The sequence below is a fragment of the Bacillus aerius genome, from assembly GCF_029894105.1.
GTDB lineage: Bacteria > Bacillota > Bacilli > Bacillales > Bacillaceae > Bacillus > Bacillus altitudinis.
Genome location: NZ_JARYHO010000001.1, coordinates 1,460,457 through 1,476,429, shown reverse-complemented (window position 1 = coordinate 1,476,429; position 15,973 = coordinate 1,460,457). Strand labels below are relative to the sequence as shown.

At 40.4% G+C, this 15,973-nt stretch carries 11 protein-coding genes and 1 pseudogene; all 12 read right to left on the bottom strand.

Features of this window, described 5'->3' with window-relative positions:
• Positions 1-165: 165 nt before the first annotated feature.
• Positions 166-4,476: pseudogene (locus M2353_RS20210) on the bottom strand (S8 family serine peptidase).
• 300 nt (positions 4,477-4,776) lie between these two features.
• Positions 4,777-5,922, bottom strand: coding sequence for a cell division protein FtsZ (gene ftsZ / locus M2353_RS07585; RefSeq protein WP_007499752.1), 1,146 nt, complete (start codon positions 5,920-5,922; stop codon positions 4,777-4,779).
• Between the two features lie 33 nt (positions 5,923-5,955).
• Positions 5,956-7,278 (bottom strand): cell division protein FtsA, encoded by a 1,323-nt coding sequence (ftsA, locus tag M2353_RS07580; protein ID WP_284725206.1) that lies wholly within the window; start codon positions 7,276-7,278, stop codon positions 5,956-5,958.
• A 159-nt stretch (positions 7,279-7,437) separates the two neighbouring features.
• Positions 7,438-7,806 (bottom strand): small basic family protein, encoded by a 369-nt coding sequence (locus M2353_RS07575; protein WP_284725205.1) that lies wholly within the window; start codon positions 7,804-7,806, stop codon positions 7,438-7,440.
• Complete coding sequence (locus tag M2353_RS07570) at positions 7,806-8,531, bottom strand: DUF881 domain-containing protein (protein ID WP_284725204.1); 726 nt, start codon at positions 8,529-8,531, stop codon at positions 7,806-7,808. Before M2353_RS07570 ends, M2353_RS07575 begins: the two co-directional genes overlap by 1 nt.
• 20 nt (positions 8,532-8,551) lie before the next feature.
• Positions 8,552-9,241, bottom strand: coding sequence for a DUF881 domain-containing protein (locus M2353_RS07565; protein ID WP_007499760.1), 690 nt, complete (start codon positions 9,239-9,241; stop codon positions 8,552-8,554).
• Complete coding sequence (locus M2353_RS07560) at positions 9,238-10,017, bottom strand: cell division protein FtsQ/DivIB (RefSeq protein WP_017359362.1); 780 nt, start codon at positions 10,015-10,017, stop codon at positions 9,238-9,240. Before M2353_RS07560 ends, M2353_RS07565 begins: the two co-directional genes overlap by 4 nt.
• A gap of 136 nt (positions 10,018-10,153) precedes the next feature.
• Entirely contained in the window at positions 10,154-11,065 is a 912-nt protein-coding gene (gene murB / locus M2353_RS07555; protein WP_193804271.1) for a UDP-N-acetylmuramate dehydrogenase, read from the bottom strand.
• Between the two features lie 30 nt (positions 11,066-11,095).
• Positions 11,096-12,190, bottom strand: coding sequence for an undecaprenyldiphospho-muramoylpentapeptide beta-N-acetylglucosaminyltransferase (murG, locus tag M2353_RS07550; protein ID WP_024720309.1), 1,095 nt, complete (start codon positions 12,188-12,190; stop codon positions 11,096-11,098).
• Between the two features lie 198 nt (positions 12,191-12,388).
• Positions 12,389-13,489, bottom strand: a complete 1,101-nt coding sequence (gene spoVE, locus M2353_RS07545; RefSeq protein WP_039166797.1) for a stage V sporulation protein E — start codon at positions 13,487-13,489, stop codon at positions 12,389-12,391.
• 59 nt (positions 13,490-13,548) lie between these two features.
• Positions 13,549-14,895: a UDP-N-acetylmuramoyl-L-alanine--D-glutamate ligase gene (gene murD / locus M2353_RS07540; protein WP_411908501.1), complete on the bottom strand. Its 1,347-nt coding sequence runs from the start codon at positions 14,893-14,895 to the stop codon at positions 13,549-13,551.
• A 9-nt stretch (positions 14,896-14,904) separates the two neighbouring features.
• The gene (mraY, locus tag M2353_RS07535; protein ID WP_007499771.1) at positions 14,905-15,879 is read right to left on the bottom strand and encodes a phospho-N-acetylmuramoyl-pentapeptide-transferase; all 975 of its coding nucleotides are present in this window, start codon (positions 15,877-15,879) and stop codon (positions 14,905-14,907) included.
• Positions 15,880-15,973: the final 94 nt, after the last annotated feature.

Sequence of the window (15,973 nt, the reverse complement as noted above, 5' to 3'; positions counted from 1 at the left end):
GTCTGTCAATTCTTGTAGGGGATGATAGAGAACTTTTGGTGGATTGTTATCGTTTTTGTCGACGTATGAGACAGAAAGAACATCCGAATGATTTGTTGGACAAGTGTCTCCTCTATCCATTGAACAAAAAAAGACACGCTCCGAAGAGTCGTGTCTTTTTCGCTGTCATTCTTTCTCATTAATGGTGAGTGTTCCTTCTGCCTTCTGTCTTGTGACATTTCCATAATCATCTTTGACAATGACTTCAATCACTGCACCTTTTGCTTTTGCAATAGATGTCGCCGTCCAGTAGCCTTCATACGTTCCCGGTGCTACTTCACGAATCGGCAGTTCGGTTGTGTTTTGAAGTTTTGATCTAGCATTTGTTAGCGGCATATGAAGAACAAAGGTGGCATCTAGCTTTTCCCTGCTTTTAAATGAAATCTTAACCGATTCACCTGATGATAGATTCATATTATCTTTTGGCGTTAATTCAGAAATGACAGGTGCATCATATTGAACATCGATGTCGACCTTTTTAGTCGTTTTGTTTCCAGCTGCATCTTTTGCTGTCACTTTGATTGTATTTTTCCCGTTCTCAAGCAGCACCCTTGCAGAATATGCCCCATCCTTTACGGTCGCTTTTTTTCCATTGACTGTGACTTGATCTAGATAATCATCCGCTACTTTCCCTTCCACCGTGAGTGATTCTCTATTAGACTTGTCGCCTTTTTTCGGTGTATCAATGGTCAACGTCGGTGCTGTTTGATCGATGATCACCTTGACTGGCTTGGAATGTTTTGTTGAGCCTTTATCCGTTACAGTCGCCGCCGTGAAGACATGCTCTCCACTTGGAACAGATACATTTTCTTTGAAAGTACCCGACTCATCTGATTTGACGTTGGCCACCTCTTCATCATTCTGATAAATGGCCACATCGAGACCCGGAGAGGCTGTGCCTTCAATCGTCAATTCACCTTGATTTGTAATGGTTCCTTCCTTTGGAGAAGTGATTTCTGGTACATCTGCTTCATAGTTTACGAGCGCACGAATCATATAATTCCCCTCTTCTTTCGGAGAAGGAGAAAAAGCACCGCTCGTCAGCTGCCAGCTTCTTTCAGCATTAGGGCCATCTTCATCTGTGGCAAGTCCCGGAGATTCGGTATTCTTTTTCGTTTGAATATAAACAAGATAGAAATCTCCATCCACTGTAATGGCTTGATCTTCTAAATCTACTTTTGTCCATTCACCATTACGCAGCGCATTTGCTTTTAAAGGTCCTGCGATTTTCTCACCTGGTGCGCCACCCTTCCCAGAAGCATCATATACTTCAACAGCAAATTCATCGCCTCCAGGAGCTGGCCATTCTGATGTCCAAAACCGGAAAAGACCACCTGTGACTTGTGCTTGTTTCTTTCCTTTTTCTAATGAAAACTTTACAGCCCAGCCATTGCCAGGATCGTAGAAAGCCCGTGCATTTTCAGCCGTTCCATCATCGTAGCCAATCTCTCCCGGAAAACCGATAAAAGGCTCAAGTTTCACTGACTTTTCAAGTGGCTTTTCCGTCACATCCGCTGTAAACGTATAGCCTTTAAACCCCTTTGCAAAAATTTTGACTGTATAGACACCGCTTAATGCCTCTAGAGAAAATTCACCGGATTCATCTGTTTTCACCGGCTCAATTTTTGCGTCCTCCACAAGATAAACAGTTGCATTCTTGACCTTTTCACCAGTTGTTTCATTGACGACCGTGCCGGAGATCGTTCGTTTCTCTAGCGGCTGTAAGGAGAAATTCGCTTCTGCTGTTTCTTTTGATGCCACTTTGACTTTTTGGGACCGTGATTCAAAGCCGTAAGCTTCCGCTTTCACTGTCCATTCTCCTGCTCCTTGAGACAGCTGATATTTCCCTGTCGCTTCATCGGTGGAAGTTGATTTTCCGCTTTCTAGAACACTGATTTGCGCTTTCATTGGAAGAGCTTGAATAGACGGAGCATCATGACTGTTTTGCTTTTGAATGTGTACATGTTTATTTTTTACTTTAGCAGGCTTTGCCTTTTTTGGATCAACTGATTTCTTATTCTGGCTTGTGGATTTTTCTTTTTTGATCACACCTAGCTGGTTCTTGGCTTGTTGAGACAAAGCCTCATCTGTGATTTTCACATCATCTAAATAAAAGCCATCTTTTGTGACACTGCCATCTGTTCTTATCTGAAACAGGACTCTCACTTTTTGCCCTTTATAAGCAGATAAATCAACTTCGCCTGCTGTCCACGCATTTGTTTTCCCCGTATAAGCTGTCACTTGAACGGCGTCTTCACCCTCTGGCTGTACATAGACATGCACATAATCATAATTGGCTTCGAGATCATGCCAGTATTGATATTGCAGGTAGGAAGAACCTGAATCTGATACAGCAATGAGCGGCATAGACAAATTGGCGTCCGTTTTATTTTCATAAGGACTGTCTAAATTGGTGGCATAGACATGTTCCCCGCTAAATGCTTGTTTTGGACCTGTGGACGGTTTTCCCCACTGCCACGGATCTTTTGAACCATCCACTTGGCCATGCTTCAAAATCTTGTGAGTAGCCAGTGGTGATGGATGTTTTAATTGGAAGTGTATAAGAATCTGATGCCGCTTCATTTTCTCCAAAATCTTTCACAATCCATCGGTACGTCACGTTTTCCCCCTCAAGTTCAGGGAGCTGTACCGTATAGGTTCCTTTTAAATGATTTCCATCCATGCGGTTGGCTTGCAACGTCTCCCATTCACCTTGATCTACTCGGTAAGTCAAAGAAACATTTGTCACTGCTATCCCATCTTCTGCAGTGATGGTCAATGGGGTTGGCGTTGCAGCAAAAATTTCATTCGGACCTTTATGTGAAAAAACAGGTGGTTCTGTATCTTCTCCCTCTTTTGTCACCTGACCTTCAATCGTACCGATGCCATTGGTTAAAGCCGTAATCGCCTCTCTTGCATCCACTAACCCTGCCCCATAGCCGTTGTTAGGGGATTCAGGAAATTGCTGATCTGTCAGTGGTTTCGCTGTCTCAATGAGAATTTGCTGAATTTCATCAACAGAAAGGTCTGATTGCACTTGGCGAAGAAGAAGAACAACAGCTGAGACATGCGGACCGGCCATCGAGGTACCATTCCACCCATCCTCATATCCTTTTCCCGGGATCGAAGAACGAATGTTTACACTCCCGGAGCAGCAATATCTGGTTTCATTACGCCATATGGAGAAGGACCCTGAAGGGAGAAAGACCCTAACTTGTTGTCATGGTCTGTTGCGCCTGTAGCAAAGGCTTCTTGATAGTTAGCGGGATTTGCAATCGAACCCGCGCCGCCTGGATTGAATAAATCGGTATTACCGGCTGAAAATTCTGGAAAGATGTCTGCTGCTCTCCAAGCATTCACTACATCTTTATACCAATCATCAAGACCTGGGCCACCGCCCCACGAATTATTCACAACATCAGGTGCCTTTTCTGGGTGAGGATTTCCGTTTTGATCTTTCGGTGCTAAAACCCACTCACCGGCATCTAACAGATCAGCATCTGTACCGCCATCTTCTGAAAAAGCTTTCACTGCAATCCATTCTGCTCCCGGTGCGACCCCAATTTGATTCTTTCCATCTGGCTCAGAACCAACCATTGTGCCTGTCACATGGGTCCCGTGCTCCAAGTCATCATAAGGGACTTCAGAGCCTGCCGTGGCATCATACCAATTCAGTTCATGAGATGGTTCGTTCGGACGAGCAGGATCAAACCCGCGGTATTTTTCTTTTAGCGCAGGATGATCCCATTCGACACCTGTATCAATACTTGCCACAACGGTTCCGGTCCCGTCATAGCCTAAATCCCACGCTTCTGGTGCATGCACCTGAGCAATATTCCATTCGACCCCATCTACTGCTTTGATTTGTTTGTTTGGCTTAGCATGCTTCAAATCAACAGGACGATGAAGTTGACGTGTTTCATTTGGCAGCACTTGAGCTACTTCTGGAAAAGAAGCAATCTTTTCCATCACTTCTTTTGTTGCCGTCACAGCTAGACCATTCACAATATAGTAGGAATGAATATCTTTCACTTGCTTATTCTTTTTTTCCTTTTGTAAATACGCTAGGAGCGCTTGCTGCGTTTCATCAGATGTTGCTCTCAGCTCAGATACAACGGCTGATCTTTTTGTGTACTGCGTTTTAGCCGCAGTTAATTTTTGTTTTTTTGCTTTTGATACAGCTTCTTTTGCTACTTTTTGTACATTCGTTTGTTCCTTCATTTTGACTAAGAAGGTCACCTTATCTTCCTTTTGAAACTGTTTCTTTAATCTCGAAGAAATCTTGGCTTTTGTTGTCTTAGAGGAAACGGCTTCCTCCTGATATGAGGTAGAAGTCGATTTTGCTTGAACCATCCCAAAGCTTGTCATCGTTAAAGTACCAATCACCAAAAGACTCATGAAACGATAGACGGCGGTTTTACGAAACTTCACTTTCAATAAAATCCCTCCTCCTCAAATGGTCAAACAGTGTGTATCCTGCCCCTCCCCCTTCTTTTTGATCATGACAAGATTCATGGTGTTCTCATTAATGTAGTCAAATAAAGTTCAACATTTTGTCGTTTTTTGTAAAGGAAATGAAAAATGATTCTTTTGACTTAAAAGACTCAAGCCAAAACACATACAATAGTTCCAAATAACACGCAGAAACAAGACTTTTATATCAATCAGACGCAGGATCTTCTCACCATGCAGACATAAAAAAACCCCTTCCAAAGGAAGGGGATGAATCGTGCTTGCTTATCGTTTGTTGCGGTTACGTAAGAACGTTGGGATATCCAATGTATCATCACTTGACTGTGTATTTTGTCTTGGTTGTGATGATGTTTGCTGATGTTCCTCACGTTTTACTTCACGCTTTTGTGGAATGGATTGATTTTGCTTTAATCCTTGTCCTAATGGATTTCTTTGAGGTTTTGTCACTTCCGGCTCTTGCTCAATAAAACCGGTTGCGATGACTGTGACCACAATTTCATCCTTCAAGTTATCATTAATGACAGATCCAAAGATCATGTTGACATCTTCATCAGAGGCTGATGCAACAATATCCGCTGCTTCTTGTACCTCATAAAGACTAAGGTTCGTACCACCAGTAATATTCATGATAACACCTTGTGCTCCATCAATCGCTGTTTCAAGAAGTGGTGAAGAAATGGCTTTTTTAGCTGCTTCAGCAGCACGGTTTTCGCCTGTTGCGACGCCAATTCCCATAAGAGCTGAACCTTTGTTAGACATGATCGTTTTCACGTCAGCAAAGTCAAGGTTAATTAAACCTGGTGTTGCAATGAGATCTGAGATCCCTTGAACACCTTGTCTTAACACGTTATCAGCTGCACGGAATGCTTCAAGCATTGGCGTGTTTTTATCGACAATTTCAAGCAGGCGATCGTTTGGAATCACGATTAACGTATCAACTGCTTCTTTCATAGAAGCAATCCCTTCAACTGCTTGAAGCTGACGCTTTCTTCCTTCAAATGTGAAAGGACGAGTCACAACTCCAACTGTCAAGGCTCCAGAATCTTTTGCGATTTTCGCAATGACAGGTGCAGCACCCGTACCAGTTCCACCACCCATACCGGCAGTCACAAAGACCATGTCAGCGCCTTTTAGAACTTCTTCAATTTGTTCTTTGCTTTCTTCAGCAGCTTTTTTACCGACTTCAGGATTCGCACCTGCTCCAAGCCCTCTTGTCAGCTTAGCACCGATTTGCATTTTTGTTTCTGCTTTTGATAAGTTTAACGCCTGTGCATCTGTATTCACTGCAATAAAATCGACACCCTGTACGTCATTTTCAATCATTCGGTTGACAGCGTTATTTCCGCCGCCACCTACACCGATTACTTTAATTGATGCTAGGCCGTCTATATTTGTTTCAAACTCCAACATGCTGAATCCTCCTAATCCGTCGAAAATCTAGTTCTATTCCCAGAACATATTAAATAGTTTTTTCATTTTGCCTGGTTTTTTATTTGTCTCTTGTTGCGCTTTTTGTTTCACTTTCGGTCTTGGCTGAACTTCTTTTACTTGTGGTGTAGAAGAAACCGGCTCCATGGACGCGCCTACTTCATGAAATGCTTCATCCGGCATTTGGAATCCAACCTGTCTGCCCTGAATCTTTGCATTGCGATAAGCAAAATGGATCAGGCCCACTCCTGTCATATATTGAGGTTCCCTGACCCCAATATAATTAGGACTTGCGATTCTTACATTGTTTTGTAAGACCGTTTGTGCCAGAGAAAGGATACCTGGTATAGCTGCCTGTCCACCTGTTAGAACGAATCCGCCAGGCAAATCATGGACACCCATATTGCGTAATTCCTCTGCCACAAAAAGCAGAATCTCTTCCAATCGTGCTTCAATGATATTGGCTGCTTCAAGTTGTGTATACGTCTGTTTTTGGTCCGTACCGATGACGGAAACTTCAAATGTCTCCTCAGACGATGCCTCATCATAGAATGCATGCCCAAATTGCTTTTTGATTCGTTCAGCTTCTTCAGTGGAAGTTCTAAGTCCTATAGACAAATCTTTTGTAATGTTCTCTCCGCCCAATGGGATACTGTGAGTAGAATAGAGATGCCCGTTTTCAAATACGGATATCGTAGTAGAGCCGCCGCCAATATCGACAAGAGCTACCCCTAGATTTTTTTCATCTTTCGATAACGCCGCTGAACCCGATGCGAGTGGCTGCAAGCAAATATCCATAATTTCAATACCAGCCCGCTCTACACATCGGAGCCAGTTATGTAGAATCGTTTTAGAACCTGTGATTAACGATCCATCCACTTCTAGCCGTACACCTAGCATTTTTTTCGGATCTGTGATTTCATCTCTTCCGTCGACGATAAATTGTCTCGGAATTACGTCTACTACGAGATGTTCTTGCGGAATAGATACTACCTGTGCAGCATCCAAGACACGTCTCACATCTTCAGCATGTATTTCTTTATTTTCACTAGACACTGCGACCACGCCGCTCGTATTCTGAATATGAATGTGGTTTCCGTTAATTCCGACTATCGCCTTTTGTAAAGGAAAACCTACCATTCTCTCAGCCTGTTCAAATGCTTGTCTAATAGAATGAACTGTTTCATCTATATCAACAATCGATCCTTTTTTTAACCCCTCTGAAGGGACATTTCCAACACCTATAATGTTAAGCGAATCATCCGCCATTTCTCCGACGATGACTTTTATATTGGATGTACCGATGTCAAGGCTGACGTAAATTTCATTGTTGTTCATTCTATGGCACCTCCTCACATATCAATACTTTCTATTCTATTATTTGCTGAACAACAATACAATGAATGTGTTTTTACAAGTGTGTAACAAAACTTAAAAAATCAACATTTTTTATTAGGATTACTGAAAATATTCGTTACATCATATGTATATCCTTTTTTATGACTCACTTTTTTTCTTTTTTTCTCTAGAAATTGTCCATTTTGTTAGTAGAATTCTTCGAATAACGGCGATATTTTGAAACAATCTAACACCGAATGCAAACATTCCGACTAAATACAAGTCTACACCAAGATGGACGCCCAGAAAAGCTAAACTTATTGCGAGTATAATATTAAAGAAGAAACCTGATACAAACACTAGTTCATCGTATGCCCCTTGCAGATGTGCTCTGATTCCACCAATCAATGTATCAAGCGCAGCAAGTACGGCGAGGGAAAGATAGTTAGAATACTCATTCGATATCGTAAAATTCGTTAAGAAACCGATCGCAACTCCTATGATTAAACCAAGTACAGGAAGCCACATTAAGATTTTCCCTCCTTTACATCGTCAAGAGGCTTCAATTCATTTAATTGAATTGTACCGTCAAATGCTTTTAAATGAACTTTTTTCTTCGGCGGTCTAATACTCAAACTGAAATTTTCCTGAGCAAACAAATCACCAATATCTGATACATTTAAACGGCTGTATAATTTGTCGGCCTGCTCGCTGACCATCTTAATCGTGACTGTATCACCATCTATGCTGTAACCATCCATTTTCGTCGTACCATTAATATCTCGAATAACACTGGTGTTAATCACCCGGTGTTCATTAATGGAAATATGTTTTGCCCCAAACATATTGGCTTCGTTGATTAATTTTTTTAGAAGATCAGGTGGTATATTTTTGACTTCTTCTCCGGTAAGTTCCTTAGAAAAAAGCTGAGTAATTTCTATTTCAACTCCTTCACCCGTTACCTCTGTAAAACCAGCCTTTTCTTTCAAATCCTTCAACGTTTTTGTTAATTGTGCTTCTTTTGATTGATCTTCTTGGTTGCCATACTTTTTTAGCATTTCATCATATTTATCAATTTCTTTCAATAAATCCAGTTCTTTACTTTTAGATGCAGATAAATCCTCTCTTAATTCCCAAACGTCTCGAGTATCGCGAACTTTAGGCTTTTGTAGAGAGTTAAACTGGATGGAGACCATGATGCCAAATATGACCATCAGGACTGTCAAACTAAGTAATGGCTTCTTTTTCCTCAACACCACTCACCTTTTCACATTTAATCTTTGTTTCTTAGAAGAGGATTCATACGAATATCCTTCTTTTCAATCGTCATGGAAATATGATCACTTGTCAGCTGATCAACCACCCCGCCTGCAATGTTTAATGCAGGAATTAAAACAGCTGGATCTCCAATAGCAGAAATGACAAATGGTGCTGGATGTTGAACACCATCAACCGTGACGACTGGACCGTTACAATGTATGTATGATTGGTGTGTGATTCTTTGTCCGTTTATAGCTACAGCAGATGCCCCTGATATAAATAGTTCGTTTATCACATGGAAAATGTGGCTCTCATGCACAATGTAATTATTGACATTTTGTCCACTCGGGATATAAGATGCATCTTCAAGAGATACTTTTACCCCTTTCCCTTTTACACCTATTTCTCCTGTAAACATTCTGTATTTCTCAACATCTTCCAAAACATTAAAATACTGCTCTTTTTCATTTTTCAAACCAAACTCTGTTTCTTGGACTTTTGATTGAAGACGATAAAGTTCTTTTTCAAGTTTTTGATTCGCCTTTTCTTGCTTTGTTAGCTGACTTTTCAAAGAATATTCTTTTTTCCATTGTTCTGTTCGATTGACATCTGCTCGATGCTGCTTCGTATATTGGTATGAAAAAGAAATCAGAAATCCAAGAACAAGCATTACAATTGAGAATATGACGGTTTTGCCTCTCAACGTTCATCTTCCTTTTTCTTAGATTTAAAAGCTTCAAAATACGTAGCTACTTCCATATGAATCGTACCTTTCTCAGAGGACGAAAGCTCTTTGACAATGGCAGGGTACGTCGTCATTTTATCTGCGAATGTTTTAATTGATGCAATAACGGTGTTTCCATCATTCATATAAAATTTAACGAGCCACTGATTGGAGCTAGTCGGTACGTAATATACTTCTGAGATTAGTTCCTGAATAGAAGCCGGCAGTTGATTCAGAGCTCTCACTGTTTGCTTCAATTTCTCTTTATTGTCCCAATCGACAAAAATAGGTCCTGCGTGACTTGGTGTTACTTCATCTGGCAAAGCCGTCCCGTTTTCAAGAAGCTCATAATAAAAATGTCCCTTTTGCAGATACGCAATATTTGCATACTCTTTGACAGCAATACTGACCTTATTAGGGAAATGTTTTTTGATACTGACACTTTTAATCAATTTATTTTGCTTTATATGGTCTGCTGTCATATCTTTATTTAAATTCCAAAACTCTGTCTCGCCTTCTTTAATTTGCGAAAGTTTAACGAGCTGTTTTGTTGGTACATGTTCATTACCGGTAATGGTTAAAGAAGAAATTTTACTGATTGGTGTTTGCAAATAGACAATAATTAAAACCATGATAAAAAACAGCAAAATAAAAGAGATTAATCTCCGATTCGCTTTCTGCTTCCTTTGTTCTTTAATTTTAGGGATTCGCTCTTCTATATTGACGATCTTTTCATTTTCATGATCAGGCCGCATATATACTCTTCACCTCATTCAAAGCTGCTTGTCCGCACCTTTGGATCATTCTTTATCTCATATTGATTAGAAAACAAACGGCATGAAAAAATGCCGTTTGTTTTCCTGTGATACCATCATTCATAAGTAGTAGCCTTTAATTTGCTTCACCAATAATTTCTACTTCTGTATGCATCTCTACATTGTAGTCATCTTTGATTTTCTTTTGAATGTACTGAATTAAGTCGAGCACATCTTGAGCCTTCGCCCCACCAGCATTGACAATAAAGTTTCCGTGCATATCAGAAATTCTAGCGCCGCCAATCTGATATCCTTTTAAATTCGCCTTTTCTACAAGCTGTCCTGCATATTCAGGTAATGGATTTCGGAAAATACTGCCGGCGCATGGTTTATTATACGGTTGTGTTTCCTTGCGATAATCTTTATTTTGCTGCATTTTCTTTGTGATTTTCTCACGTTCGTCCTGTTTAAGCTTGAACACTGCTTCGAGAACAATTCCAGGGCGTTCCTTTTGAAGCACAGAAGTTCGATAGCTAAAGTTCATTTGCTCATTAGTTAACCACTCAATCTTTCCATCTTCAAATAAGACTCTCGCTTTCACAAGAATCTTGCTAATGTCAGATCCATGCGCCCCTGCGTTCATATAAACAGCGCCACCAATAGATCCTGGAATACCAGCTGCGAATTCCAATCCTGACAGCCCCTGCTTACTAAGAGACGTCGCGAGTCTTACAACTGAATAGCCTCCACCAACTGTAATCTCTTCATCATTGACAGTTAAGTGATCAAGCCCAGCGCCCAGCTTTAAAACGACCCCGCGAATTCCTTTATCAAGGACAAGTAAATTAGATCCTCTGCCAATGACCGTCCATTGAGTATCATGTTTTTTTACCTGATCCATAATTGTTTTGACAGCATCGATATCTTTAGGGATGACTAATAGATCGGCCGGTCCGCCTATTTTCATTGTCGTATGATTTGCAAGCGGTTCATTTTCAAGTACTTTACCAACTTGCGCTTCTAATAATTCATTCTTCAAGTTCTCCATATTACCCTCCGCCTTACCTCATATCATTCATCATGAAGTTGTAATTTCTTTTAACACATTATATAAACGTGTGGCCGCATCTGGTACTCCGAGTTCTTTTGTTAAACGGCTCATTTGATGTAGTTTCTCGTCATTACCAGCAATTTCATCAATTGCATGAAGCAAGCGATCTCCAGAAAGCTCTGATTCTCTTAAAACGATCGCAGCATCATGTTTTTCAAGTGATCTTGCGTTAATTTCTTGATGATTTGCGGTCACGTATGGACTTGGAATGAAGATGGTCGGAATTCCAAGTGCCGTCACTTCAGCAATCGTTGTGGCTCCAGCTCTTGCAACAATGACATCAATTGATTTTAAATACTCCGGCATTTGATGCAAGAAAGGCTTTGTGATCATATTCGGTGCTTCACCTTTTTCTTTTAATTCGTTCAGCACTTTTTCATAATGAACCTCACCTGTAATATATAAAAGCTGATAGTTCTTTGCCTTTAATTCATCTTGCATGTCAATCACTGCTCGATTGATTGGGGCTGCACCTCTGCTCCCGCCAAAAATGAGAACCGTTTTTTTCTTCTCATCCAGCCCGAACTCTTTAAGAGATTTTCCCTCTTTAATAGAGACGACTTCAGAGGCTCTTGGGTTTCCCGTAAAAACAACCTTTTCTGAAGGAAAGTGTTCCTTTGCTTCTTCAAAACAGATGGCTACTTTATTCACATACCGTGCCAGAAACTTATTTGTGATGCCTGGCAGGCTATTTTGTTCGTGAATGATCGTCGGGATTTTTAGCTTAGACGCAGCATAAACAACAGGACCACACACATAACCACCTGTTCCAATAACAGCATCCGGCTTAAATTCTTTTAAATAAGATTTACTTTTTTGGACGCCCTTTAGAAACCTCATCACTGTTTTTACATTATCAAAGGAAAGCTTTCTTTTAAAACCTGAAATTTCAATTGATTTAAAAGGGATATTTTCTCTTTCTACAATTTTCTTTTCAAGCCCATTCTCAGTGCCAATATATAAAAATTCCACATCAGGATGCAGTCTTTTCACTTCTTTAATAAAAGCTAGAGCAGGATAAATATGCCCGCCTGTTCCGCCTCCACTAATAACTATACGCATTATACCATTTCCCCTCAATTTTTTTCTGCTCTGAACAAAGTATAAACCCTGTTTTAAACAACAGGGCTCCGTCAAAACCTGTAAAGAAGAGTCAATCATCATGTTTTCGAAACAGAAACTGCCATTTTCACTCTTCAAATCATTTTTTCATACTTTTGCAAAATAAAAGTCTATATGGTTTCATGAACTATCAGCACATTAATATCTAGCATACCTGCTTACATTCAAAAGTACGCCAATTGCCATCAGCATTAATGTCAGTGATGAACCGCCATAACTTATGAATGGGAGTGTGATGCCCGTCACAGGGATGAGACCAGTGACAACTGCGATATTAATCATTACTTGAATGGCAACCATTGAGATGATGCCCACTGCCAAGAAACTTCCATATAAATCTGGTGCACCGAGGGCTATTCTAATGCCTCTCCACAATAGAACACTAAAGAGCAGCAAAATGAGTGATCCACCTATAAATCCAAGTTCTTCAGACAAAATAGCAAAGATAAAGTCTGTTTGAGGCTCAGGCAAATAGAAGAATTTTTGTCTACTCTGACCTAGCCCCATTCCAAACAGACCGCCTGGACCGACAGCGTATAAGGATTGAATAATTTGAAACCCGCTGCCAAGTGGATCCTCCCAAGGATTTAAATAAGATGTAATTCGTTTTATTCGATAGGGTGCTGATAAGACAAGTGCGGCAAATCCGCTAAGCCCTAAAAGACCGAGAAAGATAAAGTGAGCGATTCTCGCACCTGAAACAAATATCATAATAATACAGGTTCCAACCATAACCGTTCCTGTACCTAGGTCCGGCTGCAGCATAATGATGGCAAATGCAGAAAACACAATGCCTAGTGCTGGGGCGAAACCTTTACGAAAGGATGTGATATTCTTTTGCTTTTCAGATAAGAATTTTGCAAGAAACGCAATCATCGCAAGCTTCATAAATTCAGAGGGCTGAATACTAAACGCACCGACACCAATCCAGCTTCTTGAACCATTTCTCTCCATACCGATACCAGGAATCAAGACAAGCACGAGTAGGAGAAAACACACTGCAATCAGTATCTTTGACCAAGTCCGCCACGTCCAATAATCGACCCGCATAATGAAAAACATTGCGATAACTCCGATTCCGGCAAACAAAAGCTGTCTTTTTGCAAAATAAAACGAATCATCAAATTTATAGGATGCCCACACAGCACTTGCGCTGTACACCATAATTAAACCAATCGTCAATAAAAGTAACGTAATGACAACAAGCAAAAAATCCGGAGAAGTTTTCTTATTCGTCAAGAGACCGACACCCCAAGCATAATTTCATTTGGGCTGTCAGTCATATGAGAGACAAGCCCTTATTTAAGCATATGCACGGCGTTTACAAACATGTCTCCTCGTTCTTCAAATGTTTTATGCTGATCCCAACTTGCACAAGCTGGAGACAATAAAATCACGTCTTCTTCTTCAGATATGCTAAACGCCGCAGGTACTGCTTGTTCAACATTATCGACATGTTTTACGTGATGTATTCCCAGCTCTTCACCAAGCTTCACAAACTTAGGCGCAGTCTCACCAAATGTAATTATTCCTTTTACATTCTTCATAAAAGGTTTTAATTCATCAAATTCATTGCCACGATCCAGTCCACCTGCTAGTAAAATGGTCGGCTGCTTGAAGGCAGACAAAGCTTTACTTGTTGCCAGTATATTGGTCGCTTTACTGTCATTATAAAATTTTCTATTTTGAATCGTCTCCACAAATTGCAAACGATGCTTCACTCCACTAAATGTAGTAAGAACTTGCGCAATCGCTTCGTTTGAGCAACCTGCATTTTTTACAACACAAATAGCTGCTAGAATATTTTCTTGGTTATGCTCACCAGGAAGAACAACATCCTTGAGGTCAATGACATGTTCATTCATATAGTAGATGGCACCATCTTTAATAAACGCTCCATGTGCTACCGGCTCTTTAACTGAGAAAAACACTTTTTGCGCTTTCGACTCTTCTGCTAGTTTGACAACAGATGGATCATCTAGGTTAACCACAGCTATGTCATCTTCTTGTTGATGTGCATACACTTTCTGTTTTGCTTTTTCGTATTCTTCACGCGTGTGATGATAGTCTAAATGTGCGTCAAAAATATTTAATATTAAGCTGATTTTAGGTCTGAATTCAACGGTTCCCATTAACTGAAATGAAGAGAGCTCAGTTACGATCCATTCATCGCCCGCTGCACGCGCGGCAACTTCACTTGCGACCGTTCCGATATTACCTGCTACCAATGTTTTTTGACTGTCTTTTTTCAACATTTCATAAATCAAAGTGGTCGTGGTCGTTTTTCCATTTGATCCGGTAATCCCAATAAAAGGAGATGAGGTCAAATGATACGCCAATTCTATTTCAGTCCAAACTGGAATTTTTCGGCGAAGCGCCTCTTGAACCATCACATTCTCATAAGGAATTCCAGGGTTCTTAATTAAAATCGTAATTTCTTTATCGTCGAACATACGAAGAGGATGACTGCCACAAATGACATCAATCCCCTTTTCAGAAAGTAACTGAGCAGGCTCGTTTTCTTCAAAAGCTTTTTGGTCATTGACCGTCACGTTTATTCCGTGCTCGTGAAGAATTGAGGCTGCCGCATATCCGCTTTTTGCAAGGCCTAGTACTAGTACATGTTCGTCTTTTAACATTTGCATCCTATTCAATTATAACCACACCTCGATGTAAATTCCTAAAACAGCAAGCAATAAACCAGCTGTCCAGAAGGTGACAACTACTCTCCACTCAGACCAGCCAACTAACTCATAGTGATGGTGAAGCGGGCTCATCTTAAAGATTCTTTTTCCAGTTGTTTTGAAGGAGATGACTTGAAGGATAACGGATAACGTTTCAACAACAAATACTCCTCCAATAATGACGAGTAAAATCTCAAGTTTCGTTAAAATGGCAATGGCCACTATGGCACCGCCTAAAGCAAGCGATCCCGTATCACCCATAAATACTTTTGCAGGATGCGCATTAAAGACAAGGAACCCAAGGACAGCGCCTGCTACTGCTACCGAAAAGATCGCCACATCATACTGAGATTGATTCCAAGCCAATATAGCAAAAGCTCCGAATGCAATAGCAGCTGTTCCAGATAATAAACCATCAAGTCCATCCGTAAGGTTTACCGCATTAGAACCACCGACAAGCATGAAAACGACGAGGATAAAGTATGCCCATCCTAAGTCAAAGCTGACATCTGTTCCTGGAATGCGAATAGTCGTTGCAAACTCATAATAATGGAAGACTGCATAGAAAATCACAGCAATCACAATTTGCCCGATCAGTTTTTGTTTCGATGTTAAGCCAAGATTTCGCTTCATCGCTACTTTAATATAATCATCTAAAAATCCTAATAATCCGTAGCCAAGGGTGACAAATAACAATAAAAACATTTCTGGACTAATCTCAGAGAATTTGTTAATCATCACGATCGTTGTAATTGTAATAGAAAAGATAATCATAATTCCACCCATTGTTGGGGTACCAGATTTCTTTTGGTGAGACTGAGGTCCTTCTTCTCTAATACTTTGACCAAATTTAAGTCTTCTTAAAAACGGAATAAAAATCGGGGATAAAAGAACACTGATTAAAAATCCCATTATGATTGTAAACAATATCACCTGTTCAAGCATTGTTCTTTACTCCTTCCGAATTTCCAAAGCCGTTTTCCATTAGAAAATAGCATTCATTATTATGATATTCATTCGTGTCTTTCGTATGTTGTTT

What these genes read in the sequence shown, in the direction of transcription:
- mraY (WP_007499771.1), bottom strand. Translation starts at nt 15,879, where the DNA reads ATGCTTGAACAGGTGATATTGTTTACAATCATAATGGGATTTTTAATC.
- murG (WP_024720309.1), bottom strand. Translation starts at nt 12,190, where the DNA reads ATGCGTATAGTTATTAGTGGAGGCGGAACAGGCGGGCATATTTATCCT.
- M2353_RS07560 (WP_017359362.1), bottom strand. Translation starts at nt 10,017, where the DNA reads ATGCGGCCTGATCATGAAAATGAAAAGATCGTCAATATAGAAGAGCGA.
- ftsA (WP_284725206.1), bottom strand. Translation starts at nt 7,278, where the DNA reads ATGAACAACAATGAAATTTACGTCAGCCTTGACATCGGTACATCCAAT.
- ftsZ (WP_007499752.1), bottom strand. Translation starts at nt 5,922, where the DNA reads ATGTTGGAGTTTGAAACAAATATAGACGGCCTAGCATCAATTAAAGTA.
- murB (WP_193804271.1), bottom strand. Translation starts at nt 11,065, where the DNA reads ATGGAGAACTTGAAGAATGAATTATTAGAAGCGCAAGTTGGTAAAGTA.
- M2353_RS07575 (WP_284725205.1), bottom strand. Translation starts at nt 7,806, where the DNA reads ATGTGGCTTCCTGTACTTGGTTTAATCATAGGAGTTGCGATCGGTTTC.
- murD (WP_411908501.1), bottom strand. Translation starts at nt 14,895, where the DNA reads ATGCAAATGTTAAAAGACGAACATGTACTAGTACTAGGCCTTGCAAAA.